13 protein-coding genes and 1 tRNA gene are annotated in these 16334 nt (G+C 64.9%); 5 read left to right on the forward strand and 9 right to left on the reverse strand.

Annotated elements, in window-relative coordinates; all coding sequences use genetic code 11:
* Window positions 1-256: 256 nt before the first annotated feature.
* Genes thrB through argS form a run of 5 tightly spaced genes read right to left on the reverse strand, consistent with a single transcriptional unit; the run spans window position 257 to window position 6611 of the window.
* On the reverse strand, window positions 257-1159 hold the full coding sequence (gene thrB, locus E1H16_RS04550; RefSeq protein ID WP_134322520.1) for a homoserine kinase: 903 nt from the start codon (window positions 1157-1159) through the stop codon (window positions 257-259).
* A 2-nt stretch (window positions 1160-1161) separates the two neighbouring features.
* Complete coding sequence (gene thrC / locus E1H16_RS04555) at window positions 1162-2223, reverse strand: threonine synthase (RefSeq protein WP_134322521.1); 1062 nt, start codon at window positions 2221-2223, stop codon at window positions 1162-1164.
* 5 nt (window positions 2224-2228) lie between these two features.
* Window positions 2229-3521, reverse strand: a complete 1293-nt coding sequence (locus tag E1H16_RS04560; RefSeq protein ID WP_134322522.1) for a homoserine dehydrogenase — start codon at window positions 3519-3521, stop codon at window positions 2229-2231.
* Window positions 3518-4942 carry a diaminopimelate decarboxylase gene (gene lysA, locus E1H16_RS04565; protein ID WP_134322523.1) on the reverse strand — a complete coding sequence of 475 codons (1425 nt, stop codon included), beginning with the start codon at window positions 4940-4942 and terminating at the stop codon, window positions 3518-3520. Before lysA ends, E1H16_RS04560 begins: the two co-directional genes overlap by 4 nt.
* Before the next feature lie 13 nt (window positions 4943-4955).
* On the reverse strand, window positions 4956-6611 hold the full coding sequence (argS, locus tag E1H16_RS04570) for an arginine--tRNA ligase (protein ID WP_134322524.1): 1656 nt from the start codon (window positions 6609-6611) through the stop codon (window positions 4956-4958).
* 112 nt (window positions 6612-6723) lie between these two features.
* On the opposite strand from argS, the gene E1H16_RS04575 reads away from it, so the two are divergent.
* Window positions 6724-6795: transfer RNA gene (locus tag E1H16_RS04575), tRNA-Arg, on the forward strand.
* 45 nt (window positions 6796-6840) lie between these two features.
* Here E1H16_RS04575 and E1H16_RS04580 read toward each other — a convergent pair.
* Entirely contained in the window at window positions 6841-7299 is a 459-nt protein-coding gene (locus E1H16_RS04580; protein WP_134322525.1) for a hypothetical protein, read from the reverse strand.
* A 38-nt stretch (window positions 7300-7337) separates the two neighbouring features.
* Entirely contained in the window at window positions 7338-7910 is a 573-nt protein-coding gene (locus E1H16_RS04585; protein WP_166741619.1) for an ABC transporter ATP-binding protein, read from the reverse strand.
* 117 nt (window positions 7911-8027) lie between these two features.
* Between E1H16_RS04585 and E1H16_RS04590 the strand changes: the two genes are divergently transcribed.
* Entirely contained in the window at window positions 8028-9692 is a 1665-nt protein-coding gene (locus tag E1H16_RS04590; RefSeq protein WP_134322527.1) for an outer membrane protein assembly factor BamB family protein, read from the forward strand.
* Window positions 9693-9747: 55 nt separating this feature from the next.
* Here the strand turns inward: E1H16_RS04590 and E1H16_RS04595 are convergent, their stop codons facing one another.
* Window positions 9748-10251 (reverse strand): hypothetical protein, encoded by a 504-nt coding sequence (locus E1H16_RS04595; protein ID WP_243837665.1) that lies wholly within the window; start codon window positions 10249-10251, stop codon window positions 9748-9750.
* Window positions 10239-10595, reverse strand: coding sequence for a hypothetical protein (locus E1H16_RS04600; RefSeq protein WP_134322528.1), 357 nt, complete (start codon window positions 10593-10595; stop codon window positions 10239-10241). Before E1H16_RS04600 ends, E1H16_RS04595 begins: the two co-directional genes overlap by 13 nt.
* A gap of 86 nt (window positions 10596-10681) precedes the next feature.
* Between E1H16_RS04600 and E1H16_RS04605 the strand changes: the two genes are divergently transcribed.
* The 3 genes from E1H16_RS04605 (at window position 10682) to E1H16_RS04615 (ending at window position 16332) form a co-directional block, all read left to right on the forward strand.
* Window positions 10682-11653: an ABC transporter ATP-binding protein gene (locus E1H16_RS04605; protein WP_134322529.1), complete on the forward strand. Its 972-nt coding sequence runs from the start codon at window positions 10682-10684 to the stop codon at window positions 11651-11653.
* Window positions 11650-12432 carry an ABC-2 transporter permease gene (locus E1H16_RS04610; RefSeq protein WP_134322530.1) on the forward strand — a complete coding sequence of 261 codons (783 nt, stop codon included), beginning with the start codon at window positions 11650-11652 and terminating at the stop codon, window positions 12430-12432. Before E1H16_RS04605 ends, E1H16_RS04610 begins: the two co-directional genes overlap by 4 nt.
* Window positions 12433-12606: 174 nt before the next feature.
* A complete protein-coding gene (locus E1H16_RS04615) occupies window positions 12607-16332 on the forward strand; it encodes a multifunctional oxoglutarate decarboxylase/oxoglutarate dehydrogenase thiamine pyrophosphate-binding subunit/dihydrolipoyllysine-residue succinyltransferase subunit (protein WP_134322531.1) in 3726 nt (1241 codons plus the stop codon).
* Window positions 16333-16334 lie beyond the last annotated feature (2 nt).

Consider the following 16334-nt stretch of genomic DNA (forward strand, 5'->3'; position numbering starts at 1 on the left):
CGTTTGCGTGGAATCGTGCGAGGACCGATGGTCACAGGCTGGCACTTGCGTGTACTAGCGCTGTCTTTGCTCGCACTGTCTTTACGGGCCGAAGTTGCACATGCAGCGAGGCGAACAAAGAACTCCGCGGCTTTCCACTTCGATACCGCTATGCGTCGGCCCACAACGGGTGCCGAACGACTGACATTTCTAAGGGTAGACGGCACATAATCCGCAAGCAAGTACAGCGCCCACACGAATCGTGTGTGTCGTCACCCTAAATCAACCGAGCGCCGCGCAAATCAATTCCCGCATCGACAATCTCGAAGTGCACCGGCGACGCGGCCACAGCCGCGGCGAGCCGCTCGGACACGTCTTCGGTGGTGAACATGACCACCGCCGGACCCGCCCCGGAGATGGCCGCAGCGACACCTTCGGCACGCAGTCTCTGCATCAGGTCATAACTGTCCTGGTAAGCCGCCGCCCGGTACCCCTGATGCAGGTAGTCCGCGGTAGCCGGCAACAACAGCGACGGGTCGGCGGTAAAGGCGTGAATGCACAACGCTGCGCGTGCGCTATTGCGGACGGCGTCGCGGTGCGAAACGGTCTGCGGGATCAGCCCGCGGGCCACGGAGGTAGACAATACGGCGCTCGGGATCGCTAATATAGCGTGGATCTCTGGATGCGGATCGAGGTGCGCGACCCCCCAGACACCGTCATCCTCCCAGGACACGTTCAACCCGCCGTTAAGGCACGGGGCGACGTTGTCGGGGTGCCCATCGATGTCGCTGCCGATCTGCAGCAGGTCCGCAGTGCTCACGTCGTATCCGGCTTCGGCGGCGTACGCCTTGCCCACGAACAGGCCGGCTACGATCGCGGACGCCGAGGATCCTAGGCCCTGCCCATGCGGGATCCGGTTCTCGCAGGTGAGCCGCACCGGACCAATATCCCAACGCTGCGCTTCGAACAGGTCGCGCATCGTGCCGAGCACCATGTGCGTGCGATCGCGCGGCAGGGTATCGGCGCCGACACCCGTGACGATAATCTCGTCCCCCTCACCGGAGGCGGCCTCGACGCTCACGGTGTCATGAATGTTCAGCGCGAGGCCCATGCAGTCAAACCCCGGACCGAGGTTGGCCGTGGTCGCAGGGATCTGCGCAGTGATCTTGCCTGCCACCATCGCTAACCGAGGCCGAGCTTCGTCGCGGCGAGGGCGGCGTCGACGCTGATCCGGGTCGGCGTCGGCGCATTCGCTAGCGCGTTATCCGGATCCTTCAGTCCGTTGCCGGTTACCGTGCACACGATCCTCTGGCCGGAGTCGATCTTGCCCTCGCCGTGCGCCTTGAGCAGACCCGCGACGCTCGCCGCGGATGCAGGCTCGACGAAAACCGCGTCGGTGCTGGCCAGCAGGCGGTACGCGTCGAGTATCTCGGAGTCGGTGACCGAGTCGATTTGTCCCCCGCTGGCGTCGCGCGCGTCGATCGCTTTAGCCCAGGACGCCGGATTACCGATGCGGATCGCGGTCGCGATCGTCTCCGGGTTCTCCACGACATGACCCAGCACAAGCGGCGCCGAACCGGCGGCTTGGAAGCCGAACATGCGCGGCGTCTTCGTGCTGCGCCCCGCCGCCGCGTACTCGGTGTACCCCTTCCAGTACGCCGTGATGTTGCCCGCGTTACCCACCGGCAGGCAGTGGATATCGGGCGCGTCGCCCAGGTTGTCGACGATCTCGAACGAGGCCGTCTTCTGGCCCTCGATCCGGTCGGGGTTGATCGAGTTCACGAGCGCCACCGGGTAGTCCTGAGTGAGCTTTTCTGCCAGGTTCAGGCAGTCGTCGAAGTTGCCGTCGACCTCCAGCAACCGCGCGCCGTGCATGACGGCCTGCGCCATCTTGCCCATCGCGATCTTGCCGGCCGGCACCAGGACCGCGCAGGTCAGCCCGCCGCGGGCGGCGTACGCCGCAGCAGACGCGCTGGTGTTGCCGGTCGATGCGCAGATCACGGCCTGCGCCCCGGACTGCTTGGCCTTGCTCATCGCCATCGTCATCCCGCGGTCCTTGAAGGAGCCGGTCGGGTTCGCGCCCTCGACTTTCAGGTACACGTCGCACCCAGTGCGCTCGGATAGTGCGGGCGCCGGCACTAGCGGCGTACCGCCCTCGAGAAGCGTGACAACGGGCGTGTCGTCGTCGACGGGAAGCCATTCGCGGTACTCCTCGATGAGTCCGCGCCAGGTCGGGGTGGCCATGGTGACTAGGAGTCCTTTCCTTCGACGCGCATGACGCTGAGTACGTCGCGCACCAAGTCCGATGCTCGCAATTTCTCTACAGTGGCGGCCAGCGCTTCGTCCGGGGCAATGTGGGTGACGATCACGAGTTGAGCGTCCTCACCGCGGCCTTCTTGTCGAACGGTGGAGATGGACACGCCGTTGGCTGCGAACTCACTGGCCACGGCGGCCAGCACACCAGCGCGGTCGGCAACGTCCAGACTCACGTGGTAGCGCGTCGGGGTCTTGCCCATCGGGCGCACCGGCAGCCCGGCGTACCGAGCCAGCTGCGCGCCGTTGGAGCGCGCGACCTTGTTCCGCGCGACCGCAACCACATCACCGAGCACCGCAGAGGCGGTCGGTGCACCGCCAGCCCCCTTGCCGTAGAACATCAGCGGCCCGGCCGCCTCGGCTTCGACGTACACGGCATTGAACGCGTCGCCGACGCTGGCCAGCGGGTGCGAGCGCGGCAGCATCGCCGGATAGACACGAACCGATATGGCCTCGCCGCCCTCGTCCGGTACGCGTTCACAGATCGCGAGGAGTTTGATCGTGCAATCCATCTCGCGGGCGCTGGCGACGTCCGCTGCGGTGACCGCCGAAATGCCTTCGCGGTAGACGTCGGCGGCGACCACGGGCGAGTGGAACGCTATTCCTGCGAGGATCGCGGCCTTGGATGCGGCGTCGAAGCCATCGACATCCGCCGTCGGATCCGCCTCTGCATAGCCGAGATCGGTAGCCTCGGAAAGTGCTTCGCTGAAACTCGAACCGGCCTCGTCCATCCTCGACAGGATGTAGTTGGTCGTGCCATTCACGATGCCCATCACCTGGGTGATGCGGTCACCGGTCAACGATTCGCTCAGCGGACGCAGAATCGGGATCGCTCCAGCCACGGCCGCTTCGTAGTAGAGATCGGCTCCGCCTGCCGCCGCAGCGGCCTGGAGTTCGTCGCCGGCCTCGGCCACCAGTGCCTTATTCGCGCTCACCACGCTGACGCCTGCGCCCAACGCGCGCAGCAGCCAGGATTTGACCGGTTCGATACCGCCGATGACTTCCACGACGACGTCGATGTCCTTTGCCAGCAACGCGTCGACATCCGTGGTGAGTAGTTCGGGTGAGACATCCGGGTGCCGCTCGGGGCGGCGTACCGCGATGCCTACGATCTGCAGCGGGGCACCAATGCGCGCCGTCAGGTCATCGGACTGTTCGGTGATGAGGCGCACGACCTCGCTACCGACTGTGCCGCAGCCCAACAGGGCTACCTTGATCGGCGTACTCATTGCGCCTCCTTCGAGGAATGATCCGGCTGCAGCCCGACATCGAGAGAAAATATGTCCTCGAGCGTCTCACGACGCATCAGGACGGTGCCGACACCATCCTTGACAGCGACCACCGGGGGTTTTGTGAGCAGGTTGTAATTACTGGCCATCGCGCGGCAGTACGCGCCGGTCGCCGCGACCGCGAGCAGGTCGCCGGGCTGAACGTCACCGGGTAGCCAGAGGTCACGCACCACAATGTCGCCGCTCTCACAGTGCTTACCGACGATCCGCGCCGCTACTGCAGGTACCTCGGATAGCCGGTTGGCCAGTACGCAGGTGTATTGCGCGTCGTACAACGCGGTGCGAATGTTGTCGCTCATTCCACCGTCAACGCTCACGTACAGACGTGTGCCCTTGTCCAGTTGCACCGGCTTGACCGTGCCAACCTCGTAGAGGGTGATTGTCGGCGGTCCGGAGATCGCGCGCCCTGGCTCGACACTGATCCGCGGCGTGCTGCTTAACGCGGCCGCGGCACATTCGGCCTCGACGATGCCACGCAGCGACTCGGCGACGTCCTGAGGACGCAGCGGGTCGTCGTCGGCGGTGTAGGCGATGCCCAGTCCGCCACCAAGGTCGATCTCCTGGAGTTCGATTCCATGGGTGTCACGAATCTCGGCGAGCAGTTCGACAACTCGCCGCGCGGCTACTCCGAACCCTGACATATCGAAGATCTGAGATCCGATATGACTGTGCAATCCGATGAGGCTCAGCGATGATTCGGCGAGCACGGCGGCGACCGCGCGGGACGCGGCACCACCGGAGATCGAGAACCCAAATTTCTGATCCTCGTGCGCGGTGGCAATGAACTCGTGCGTATGGGCCTCAACGCCAACAGTGACCCGTACTTGAACGGGCTGCACGATGCCGCGCTCGGCCGCGATCGGCGCGAGGCGGGCGATCTCATCGAGCGAGTCCACGATGATGCGGCCGACCCCGGCCTCGACGGCGCGTATGAGTTCAGCTACGGACTTGTTGTTTCCGTGCAGCGCGATCCGTGCCGGCGGAAACCCGCTGCGTAGCGCGAGCTCCAGTTCGCCGCCAGAGGCGACATCCAGACCGAGTCCGTCTTCGTCGAGCCAACGGACAACCTGAGAGCTGAGGAAGGATTTGCCCGCATAGAAGACATCCATCCCCGCGAATGACGCCTGATAATCGCGACTACGACCGCGAAAGTCGGCCTCATCCAAGAAGTACGCCGGGGTGCCGTACTGCGCTGCGAGATCGGTGACGCCAGCACCACCTAGGACAAGTACGCCGTCTCGACGGTGCGCACCGGCCGGCCAGACCTGCGCATCGATTGCGTTGACGTCCTCGGGTCGCGGCGGGAGACCGTCCGGAACCTGCAGTCCGCCGTGCAGCGGACCAGCGGGGTGTGCGTGCATGAGTAACAGTCTCCTACATCTGCTGCGGGGCCGAGACACCCAGCAGGCCGAGCGCGTTCGCGAGTACGACGCGCGTGGCCTCGCATAACCAAAGCCGTGCGGTGGTCACCTCGTCGGGCTCCTCACCGCTAGCTGGTAACACGCGACAGGAATCGTAGAACTTGTGGTACGCCGCTGCGAGGGTCTCGGCGTATCGCGCGATGCGATGAACTTCCCGCAACTCGCCCGCTCCAGCCACGATCCGCGGGTAGCCGGCGAGGGTGGTCAGTAATGCGACCTCCTTCTCGTGGCTCAATACGGAGGCGTCGTACGACTCGCCGCGGGCGATGCCCAGGTCGGCCGCGTTGCGTTGCAGCGAGGAAAGCCGGGCGTGCGCGTATTGCACGTAGAAGACCGGGTTGTCGGAGGTCTTGCGTTCCCACAGGCCTAGATCGATGTCCATGGTGGAATCCATCGAGGATCGGGCCATCACGTAGCGTCCGGCATCGTTGCCAACGGCGGCGACTAGATCATCGAGCGTTACGACGTTCCCGGCGCGTTTGCTCATCTTGACCGTCTCGCCGTCGCGGCTGAGCGTGACCATCTGGCCAATCAGAATTTCTAGATTCTCGTCTGGATCGTCGCCGAGGGCGGCCGCCATCGCCCGCATGCGGCCGATATAGCCGTGGTGGTCGGCCCCGAGAATAAGCATCGCCTTCTCAAAGCCTCGCGAACGCTTGTTCGCGTAATAGGCAACGTCTGCGGCGAAGTACGTCGGGGCTCCGCCGCCACGGATCAGCACACGGTCCTTGTCGTCACCGAACGTTGTGGTGCGCAGCCACACGGCGTCGTCCTGCTCATAGATGTGCCCGAGTTCGCGCAGTTTGTCGATCGCGCCGTTCACGTCGCCATCATCGTGCAGTTCGCGCTCGTTGAAGAATCGATCGAACTCCACACCGAAGGCCGACAACGCCTGGCGGATGTCGGCGAACATTCGCTGGATGCCAACCGTGCGGAAGGTTTCGAGGGCCGCCTCTTCGGGTTGGTCCAGGACGCCGGGCACTTCATCACGTACATGCGCGGCGACATCGGCGATGTACGCGCCGTGATAGCCGTCCTCGGGGATCTGCGCGCCTCGCGCGGAGGCGTAGACGGACGCGGCGAATCGATCGATCTGGGATCCGGCGTCGTTGAAGTAGTACTCCGAAGCGACGTCCGCACCACAGGCGCGCATGATGCGCACCAACGCATCCCCCACCGCCGCCCACCGCGCCGAAGCGAGCGTGACTGGACCGGTGGGGTTCGCCGACACGAATTCGAGGTTGATCCGCTTCCCCGACATCGTTTCGTTGCGCCCGTATGCCTCGCCGGCGGCGATGATGGCGCCCGCGAGCGCGCCGAGGCTCGCCGAACTCAGCGTGATGTTCAGGAAGCCCGGCCCGGCCACCTCTACGCCCGCGATTGCCTCGTGCCGCTGGAGTTCGGCGGCAATCAACTCCGCCACATCACGCGGCGGCTTGCCCGCCGGCTTCGCCAGACGCATAGCGACGTTGGTCGCGAAATCGCCGTGCCCGGACTGACGCGGTCGCTGCACGACGATGTCGTCCGGTACGTCGACGGTGAGGTCGCCGCGCTCGACTAGCGAGCGCAGTGCGGCCTGGATCACAGCGGAAAGCTCTTCGGGGGTCACCGGGCAATTCTAGGAGAGTCACGCGCCGCGTGTGGACCCGGCCGTCCTGGCCTTCCACCTAGCCCGAGCCCTCGTCACTACGCGGACCTTGTTACGATGGTCAGGTTGTGTTGCCCCCGTAGCTCAGGGGATAGAGCACCGCCCTCCGGAGGCGGGAGCGCAGGTTCGAATCCTGCCGGGGGCGCAATTTTCTTGATGCCCGACCGCGCTGCGATGCGTCGTCGGGCTTTTAGTTTCTGGCGGGCCGAACCAGCTGTCGGATCGCCGCAGCGACAGTCGCCAATGCGGCACCTAGCGTCAGGTACAACCCCGACGCTATCGAGTATCCGCTGTCGGTGGCGAGCATCACCATTGATGTCGCGAACGCACACGCAAGGGCGAGGCTCAAGATCACCGCAGGCCGGCGGCGAACCAGAATCGCGGTGATCGCGAACGCAAGGATGACGGCTACACCGATGGCGAGCGCGCCGACAACCCTCACATTGACCGCTCCGAAGAGTCCCCACAGCGATGGGCTCTGGGCTAGCTCGATGCTTTCGTAGCTCGGGTCGGTCCCTAGTCCGGTGGCGACGTAGTACTCGCCCGCGCGTGAAATCCACGGAACCGCACTGGCGGTGAGCACCAATACCCCGGCGGCGGGCTGAAGTCGGTCGAGCAATGAACCATCGACTTGTAGGTTTTTATCCATAGAACATCGACGTCGCCGAGTCGATACCGTTCCATTTCTTACCTCTCGAGGCCCAGGCTGTCCAGGTCGTCGACAACGAAATCGGCGCATGCGTCCGCGAGCAGGTCGTTGAACGTCGCCAGAACGACCACCCGACCGCTCTCGAGCGCACTCGAGATCGTCCTACTGAGCCACCTCATGGCCCTCGAGTCCAGTCCGCGCTCGGGCTCGTCGAGGACGACCAAGGATGCATCCCCGGCGAACGCGGTCGCGATCGCTATTTGACGGCGCTCACCCTGCGACATCGCCCAGGGCTCGTGATCTATGCGGTGCGCGAGTCCGATCTCCTCCAGCACGGCGTGCGGAGTCCTCATCGAGCGGTGTTGCGCGAGTTCGCGCATCATCGAGTCGCGCACCGCGGCGGTATCGATAAGGTCGTCTCGATGCCATACGGCCGCGGCAACCGGCGCCCGCACGGTGCCTTCCGGAACCGCAGCGGGGTGGGCGATGGCGTGCAGCAGCGCCGTACGGCACTCGGTATCTGCATCAACCACAGCGAGGCATTCACCCGCTCCGAGGTCGAATGAGACAGGCCGCGCAAGCCCGGCTACCGCAACGCCCCGGAGGCTCACGACCGGACTTGGGGATTCATTGCTCATACGCTGCCTCTCGAACGATGCTCTCCCCAGCCTTACCAGGCCGATCTTGGGAACCATCCTCGACGTTACGACGCCGTACCCACCACATTCATGAAATTCGGAGGCGATACGGCTGTGCTTGCACGCGCGCAGACGATGTTCTCAACGATGTCGGTGGGTACGGCGCTAGGCATTGGGGCGTGTGTTGCTGCGATCGCGTTGGCGTTTCTGCTCGATACTGACGCCGCGGCCACGTGGTTCGGTCCCGGGTGGGTCATCGTTCCGGCGCTCGCCATCCTGCTCCTGCTCCTGCCCGGCACGCGGGCGAGCCGCATCGCCGCCCTGGGCCTCGGCGTTGCGGTGCTGGCGGCGTGCGGGTGGTTCGCCGTTAACGGTTTTCGCACCGGCACTCCTGGTGAAGCGTTCGGTTCGCTCACGGTGTGCGCGCTGGTGGCGACGGGGACGACAACATGGAGTCTCACACGTTCGTCCGCGCGAACGCGACCATCCGGACTTGCGCGCTTGTCCGAAAGATCTGCCGGTCCCCTGGCAGTTATCGTGGCGGGCGCATCGCTCCTGACGGGCATCGGCGTTCTATTCGGTCCCGTGTGGAAATACCAGACTGAAGTCTCGAACACTGCGCCACGCGCCGAGATCGCACATATCCCTGGCGTCCCCGCATCGTCACTGTGGACCGCGCAGACCACCGATTCCGGATCGAGCATCGGCCCCCGCGAGGACCAGGTGGTTGCCGCGGGTGCTGGATTCGTGACGATCGCTGACTATCCACAGGCGCCATCGCAGCGAGTCCTCGCGGTGGACGGCGCCACGGGTGAGGTGCGATGGCAGTACGCATTGGACGGCGCGCACCCCCGCTCGATCGCCGCGAGCGCGGACGGTGCGCACGTCATCGTGAGTTTCGCACCGGGCGGCACACAGGTCTCGCCGGTGCACCGGCTGGTCGTGCTGGATGCGATGACTGGCGAGCGCACCGCTGACCTGATCGCGAGCCGGTACGTGGACGCCGATCTGATGTCGGTGACCGCGACGAAACTCGTGTTGCCCATGGCAGAACTAGGCACCGGATCCGATTCGACGGCGCTGGTCGGCATTGACCTGACCTCGGGCGAGATCAGGTGGGAGGCCCTCCCACCGCAGGGATGCACCTGGGTATCGCAGCGAGCGGCTGCGATAAATGACGCCTCCGTACAGGCAGTAAGTTGCTCAGATTCTGCCCGGGTGATCACCGTGGCCGACGAGGACGGCACGTTCCGTTGGCAACACACCGTCGAGGCGCCGCAGAACACTGCGGCCATCGGGCTACTCACGGCAGGTGCAGACGACTCGGTGATCACTAGCCGGCTCGAATTGGCCGGTCAGCCCGCTCAGGTCGCTGTCCTGAGCGCGGCCTCCGGGCACGTTGTACTCGAACTGCCTTCCTCTGCGTATCCGCGCGACACCGGTGCCCTGCTGGCCGTCCCGTCGACCGATGGCGAGTCGATGTCGATCCTGGGTCCTGACAGTGCGGCGACCATCGCGTACCCGAACACGTTGTGCGGGGACGATTATGTCGCCGCTACGTCGACGTACGAGGCGATCATCGGAACGTGCACTGACCTCGATGGGACGAGCGCCGTGGTGGCTGTTCCGCTCGATGGCTCGCTGGCCGCAGTGGTAGCGACGGATTCGGCCCCATCCTTGCTACTTGCCATTCCCGGCGGGCTATTGGTCGCATCGGGCGAGCCGGACGGTACCCGGTACGAGGTGTTCGGCTGATCCGAGCGCTACGCGCCCGAGTAGACGCCCGCGAACGGTGCGCTTGCCCAGTCAGTTACCGAGGGCGGGTCCGGCGCAGCCAGAGGAGCCCGAGGATCGGTAGTACGAGCGGGATCATGCCGTAGCCGCTGCCGAAATGCGACCACACGGTCGCGTCCGGGAATTCCTCCGGCACGATGTAGCTCGCCGCGCCGACGACGACCACGCCCACTAATTCAACGATGCACATCGCCCAGGCCGCGCGCCACGACGAACGCGACTCACGGCTCAAGAAGTACGCGTTCGCCAGATAAATCAGCGCGGCTACCGCCGAGAGCGTGTACGCAACGGGTGCTTCATCGAACTTCATCACGATCTGCACCCCGGCGCGGGCCCCGGCCGCGACCGCGAAGATCCCGTACACCAGCACGAGGATGCGCCCCGGACCAACCGAACGCCTCGATCGCGCTGGAGGGCGCGTCCCGGCCGCCGCATCGACATCGCCACCGACGACATCGCTGCCGCCGACATCGGCCGCCACAGGTTCGGCACCCCGGTCGGGCTTATTTATCGGGTCCACAGCTGGTACATCCTGACCTCGAGTACGGCGACCGTCAGCGCCGCGACGAGCAGTGCCACCGCGCTCCATTTAGAACGTTCGACCCGGGCGACGTAGGCGGCCGCCGGCATCAGCAAGGCGTTGGTGATCCCATAGCCGATGAAGGTCGCGAGCTCGTTAGTGGTGTGTCCACGCGCCAACTGCACCCCGGACACCACTGCTTGCGCCACCACGGCGAGCGCGGTGAGGACCAGCAGCACCTGTGCCGGTCGGCGCGGCGGTGTCGATGAACGAAAATCCACGTACGCCACGATCGCCAACAACACCGCCACCGCGATGATGCCGTACCGAAGCCAGTCGACCATGTTCGTTCCATCCTGCCGCGCGTCAACCTTGGACACGCTACCCTTCGCGCGAGCAGCATCGGCGTACGCCTATGTAGGGTGTGGGTGTGACTGTTACCGCACACGCTAACGAGTCCGACCATCAATCCGGCCGCATTGTCGCCTCTGGTCTCACGAAGATCTACCGGAACAAAGCTGCGGTCAACGACCTGAGTTTCACCGTCGAGCCTGGCTCGATCACCGGATTTCTGGGACCGAACGGGGCCGGGAAATCAACCACGATGCGCATGCTGCTCGGCCTCTCCACGCCGACGCGGGGCTCGTCCACGATCAATGGCGTCGCGTACGCCGACCTGGCGGACCCGACGAGCGTGGTGGGCTCGGTACTCGATCCACGTTTCCATCCGGGCCGCACGGGGCGCGACCACCTGCGTATCTATTGTGCGGCGGCAAAACTCCCCGACAAACGCGCCGACGAAGTACTGCACATGGTCGGTTTGGACAACGCCGCGAATCGGCGAACCGGCGGCTACTCGCTGGGTATGCGCCAGCGTCTGGGTCTCGCTACCGCGCTTCTGGGCGACCCGCGCATCCTGCTGCTGGACGAGCCGGCGAACGGGCTTGACCCGGAGGGCATCGCCTGGTTACGGCGCTTCCTGCAGCATCTCGCAGCCGAGGGCCGCACCATCCTGGTGTCCAGCCACATCCTGCAGGAGGTCGAACAGACGGTCGACCGCGTCATCATCATCGCGCGCGGCGAACTCGTCCGCGAAGGCACCGTGGCCGAACTCGCCGGCTCAATTCAGCCGACCACGATCGTGCGCTCCCCCGACCTGGGCACGCTGCGTGAAGCGTACGAACGCGCGTTCCCCGGTGCGGTCGAGGCCGTGGACGATTTCCTGCGTGTGACCGGACCGCCGACTGCGGCGCTGGGCGAGATCGCCTTCCAAACCGGCACCATGCTGCACGAGCTCACCGACGATAAGAAGGACCTCGAGTACCTCTACTTCCAGCTCACCGGAGGACTCGGCGAGTACGAGACGGACGACCCTGCTGCTAGCGGAGAGGTACACCCGTGAACCTTTTCAAGTCCGAACTCCGCAAGTTCTTCTCCACCCGCACCTGGCTCTGGCTGCTGATCGGCACGGTGGCGATCGCGCTCATTCAGGTTGCCTTCATGCTCGCCGCCGCCGGCACGAAAGACTCATCGGGTATGCCGGTCTTCCCGGAGATCACTTCGCCCGATATGCAGGCGCTCGTCCTGTCCGCCCCGGCGTCGGCCACTATCTTCATCTCGATCCTGGGCATCCTGGCGGTCACCACCGAATACCGGCACGGCACCATCTCCACCACGTACCTCGCCACACCGCACCGCTGGCAGGTGTTGGTGGCCAAGCTCGGCACCTACCTGCTGCTCGGTGTGCTGTACGCCGTCGTCGCGGCGATCTTCACCGTTGTCCTCACCGCGATCTGGGTGGGCTCGGCCGGTGGCAGCCTGTCGCTAGGCGGCGACAACGCGAAGATCCTGATCGGCGCGACGGTCGCCGCTGCGCTGTACGGCGTGATCGGGGTTTCGGTCGGCGCGCTGATCCCTAACCAGATCGGCGCCGTCACCGGCTTCCTCGCGTACACCTTCGTCGTCGAGTCGATCCTGTCCGGGGTGCCTGCCACACAGGACACGATTTATCCGTACTTGCCCGGCGGCGCAGCGGCCGCGATGTACACCTACGCGGATATCCCCGGGGCCGGTGGTATCGACTATTTGGCGCCGGTCGCGGGAGGCTTCATCCTCGCTGGCTACGCGGTCGTGGTCGGCGCGCTGGCGTACGTCTTCTCCAGTCGCCGCGAGGTCACGTGACCTGCGGTTTTGCCCGACGAATCACGGCGTGCGCCGCCCAAAAATCGACTTAAGTTGCGTGTGAGTGGGTGTCGTTCACACACCGAGGTACGAAGGGCGTAGCCTCGGACGTATCTATAGCGCTTTTCGCGCGGCAGCCGGATTCATCGACAAAGGAAAAGGCGATCTCGCATCGTGTCGACACAGCAGGAATCACGACCTCCCCATGCATCCTCGAAGTCGGACTTCGGAACCAATGACTGGGTCATCGCAGACATGTACCAGCGGTTTTTGGAGTCCCCGGACAAGGTAGACCCCGCGTGGCACGAGTTCTTTGCGGATTACAAGCCCAGTACGACCGATACGTCGTCCAACGGCGCATCGGCACCTGCCAGCCCTGCTCCGCCAACTCCGGTCCAGCCCAGCACGAGCGCACCGCAACCGGCGCCCGCTCAGCCACAGCGCACTTCGGCCGCACCCGAACCCACAACACCTGCGCCGAAGACGCCGGCAGCCAAGGCACCCGAGGCACAGGCCGCCTCGAAGCCGGCCCCGAAGAAGTCATCCACGCCGGTCCCTGAGGACGCCACCCTCGAACAGATCCGTGGCGCTAGCCGCACGATCGTCTCCAACATGGAGAATTCGCTGCAGATCCCGACCGCGACGTCAGTCCGTTCGGTCCCGGCGAAGCTGCTGTTCGACAACCGCATCGTGATCAACAATCAGCTGGTCCGCGCCCGCGGCGGCAAGGTGTCCTTCACCCACATCATCGGGTACGCGCTGGTACAGGCGCTGAAGGACTTCCCGGAAATGAATTACGCCTTCGGCGAGGTCGACGGCAAGCCGACGGTGATCAAGCCGGCGCACGTGGGCCTCGGTCTGGCCATCGATCTCGCGAAGCCGGACGGTTCGCGCACGCTCGTCGTGGCCAGCATCAAGAACTGTGAGCAACTGGATTTCGCGCAGTTCCACGCCGCGTACGAGGATATTGTCCGACGCGCCCGCGCCAACAAACTCACCCTGGAGGACTACCAGGGCACGACGATCTCGCTGACCAACCCGGGCACCGTCGGCACCAACCATTCGATGGCGCGGCTGATGAGCGGCCAAGGGGCGATCATCGGCGTCGGCAATATGGATTACCCGGCGGAGTTCCAGGGCATGAGCGAGTCGACGCTCACCGATCTCGGCGTCAGCAAGATCATGACGCTTACGTCGACGTACGACCACCGAATCATTCAAGGCGCGTACTCCGGCGATTACCTGCGTCGCCTGCACGGCCTGCTACTGGGCGACGATGGTTTCTACGACGAGATCTTCCACTCGCTGCGCATCCCGTACGAGCCGGTCCGGTGGCTACCGGACATCACCAATACGCAAGATGGCCAGATCGACAAGGGCACCCGGATCATCGAGTTGATCGATGCCTACCGCACCAAGGGCCACCTGATGGCGGATACCGATCCGCTGAACTACCAGCAGCGCACCCACCCCGACCTCGACATTCGGACCCATGACTTGACCTTGTGGGATCTGGATCGTGAGTTCCCGGTCGGCGGATTCGCCGGCAATCGCGTGATGAAGTTGCGCGACATTCTTGGCGTGCTGCGCGATGCGTACTGCCGCACCGTCGGTGTCGAATACATGCACATCACGGACCCCGAGGAACGCCGCTGGATTCAGGAGCGCATCGAGGGTGTCTCGGAGAAGATTCCGAACGAGTGGCAGAAACACATCCTCGGCCGACTGAACGCAGCCGAGGCGTTCGAGACCTTCCTGCAGACGAAGTTCGTCGGCCAGAAGCGGTTCTCGCTCGAAGGCGGCGAGACCGTGATTCCGCTGCTGGATTCGGTCCTGCAGCGCGCCGCCGAGGCCGAGTTGGACGAAGTGGCGATCGGTATGCCACACCGCGGCCGCCTGAATGTGCTGGCGAACACCGTCGGCAAGTCCTATGGCCAGATCTTCCGCGAGTTCGAGGGCAACATCGATCCGGCGACCGCGCACGGTTCCGGCGACGTGAAGTACCACCTCGGCGCCGAAGGCGAGTTCACGCACCCGGTGAGCGGTCACTCGACGAGGGTGTCGCTGACCTCGAACCCGTCGCACCTGGAAACGGTGAACCCGGTACTGGAAGGTATCGTCCGGGCGAAGCAGGACAAGGTCAACAAGGGCGAGCAGGGCTTCACCGTGCTCCCGGTGCTGATGCACGGCGACTCGGCCTTCGCCGGCCAGGGCGTCGTCGCGGAGACCCTGAACCTGTCGCAGCTTCGCGGGTACCGCACCGGCGGCACCGTACACATCATCGTCAATAACCAGGTCGGATTCACCACCTCGCCTGCCGCCGCCCGCTCCTCGCTCTACTGCACGGACGTCGCTCGGATGGTGTCGGCGCCGATCTTCCACGTCAACGGCGACGACCCCGAAGCCTGCGTTCGCGTGGCCCGACTGGCCGTCGAGTACCGCCTGGCGTTCAAGAAGGACGTCGTCATCGACATGCTGTGCTACCGCCGCCGCGGTCACAACGAAGGTGACGATCCGTCGATGACCCAGCCGCTGATGTACGACGTGATCGATGCCAAGCGCTCGGTGCGCAAGCTCTACACCGAAGCCTTGGTTGGCCGCGGCGACATTACGATGGACGAGGCAACTGAGGCCCTGCAGGATTTCCAGAAGCGTCTCGAGCAGGTCTTCGTGGAGACCCGCGAGGCTGCGCCGCCGTCCGGCACGAAGCCGGCGATGCCGCGACGCGACGACAGCGAGGTCGATACCGCCGTCTCGCCGGAAATCCTGAAGCGGATCGGCGACGTGCACGTTGCCTACCCCGACGGGTTCACGGTCCACCCGAAGTTGCAGAAGGTCGTCGAGCGACGCGCCGCAATGGTCACGCAGGGCGGGATCGATTGGGCCACCGGCGAGATCTTGGCTTTCGGTTCACTGCTCGACGAAGGTGTCCCGGTACGCCTGGCCGGTCAGGACTCGCGTCGCGGCACGTTCGTGCAGCGGCATGCCGTCCTGATTGATCGGCATAATGGCGAGGAGTACACCCCGCTGTTGCACCTGGGCAAGGGTCAGGCCCGATTCTGGGTGTTCGACTCGCTACTGTCCGAATACGCCGCAATGGGTTTCGAATACGGCTACTCGGTGGAGAACAAGGACGCGCTGGTGCTGTGGGAGGCGCAGTTCGGCGACTTCGCCAACGGTGCCCAGTCGATCATCGACGAGTACATCACCTCCGGCGAAGCCAAGTGGGGCCAGCGCTCGGGCGTCGTACTTATGCTGCCGCACGGCCACGAGGGTCAGGGCCCAGATCACTCATCCGCCCGCATCGAGCGGTACCTGGCGATGTGCGCCGAGGACAACATGACGGTCGCCAACTGCAGCACCCCGGCGAACCACTTCCACATCCTGCGTCGGCACGCGCTCGATGACATCCATCGCCCGATGGTGCTGTTCACGCCCAAGTCGCTGCTGCGCGCCAAGGCCGCGACCTCCGAGGTCTCGGACTTCACCGAGGGCGGCTTCCAGCACGTGATCGGCGACCCGGATGTCGATCCGGCGAAGGTCACTCGGGTATTGCTGGCCTCCGGCAAGATCAACTACGAACTCCTCGCCGCGCGCCAGAAGGCCGCCAAGGAGAACGTCGCGATACTTCGCGTGGAGCAGTTGTACCCGATTCCGGCCCAGCAGATCGCGACGGAACTCGCCAAGTACCCGAACCTGCAGGAACTGTTCTGGGTGCAGGAGGAGCCGGCCAACATGGGCGCGTGGTCGTTCATGGCGATGAACCTGCAGGGTGACCTGCCCGCGGGCACGCCCCCGCTGCAGGGCATCTCGCGACCGGCCTCCGCCTCGCCGGCGGTCGGGTTCAAGACCGTACACGACAAGACGCAAGCGCAACTCATCGAGCGCGCGCTCGGCTAGTC

The sequence above is a fragment of the Cumulibacter soli genome (assembly GCF_004382795.1).
GTDB classification, from domain to species: Bacteria; Actinomycetota; Actinomycetes; order Mycobacteriales; family Antricoccaceae; genus Cumulibacter; species Cumulibacter soli.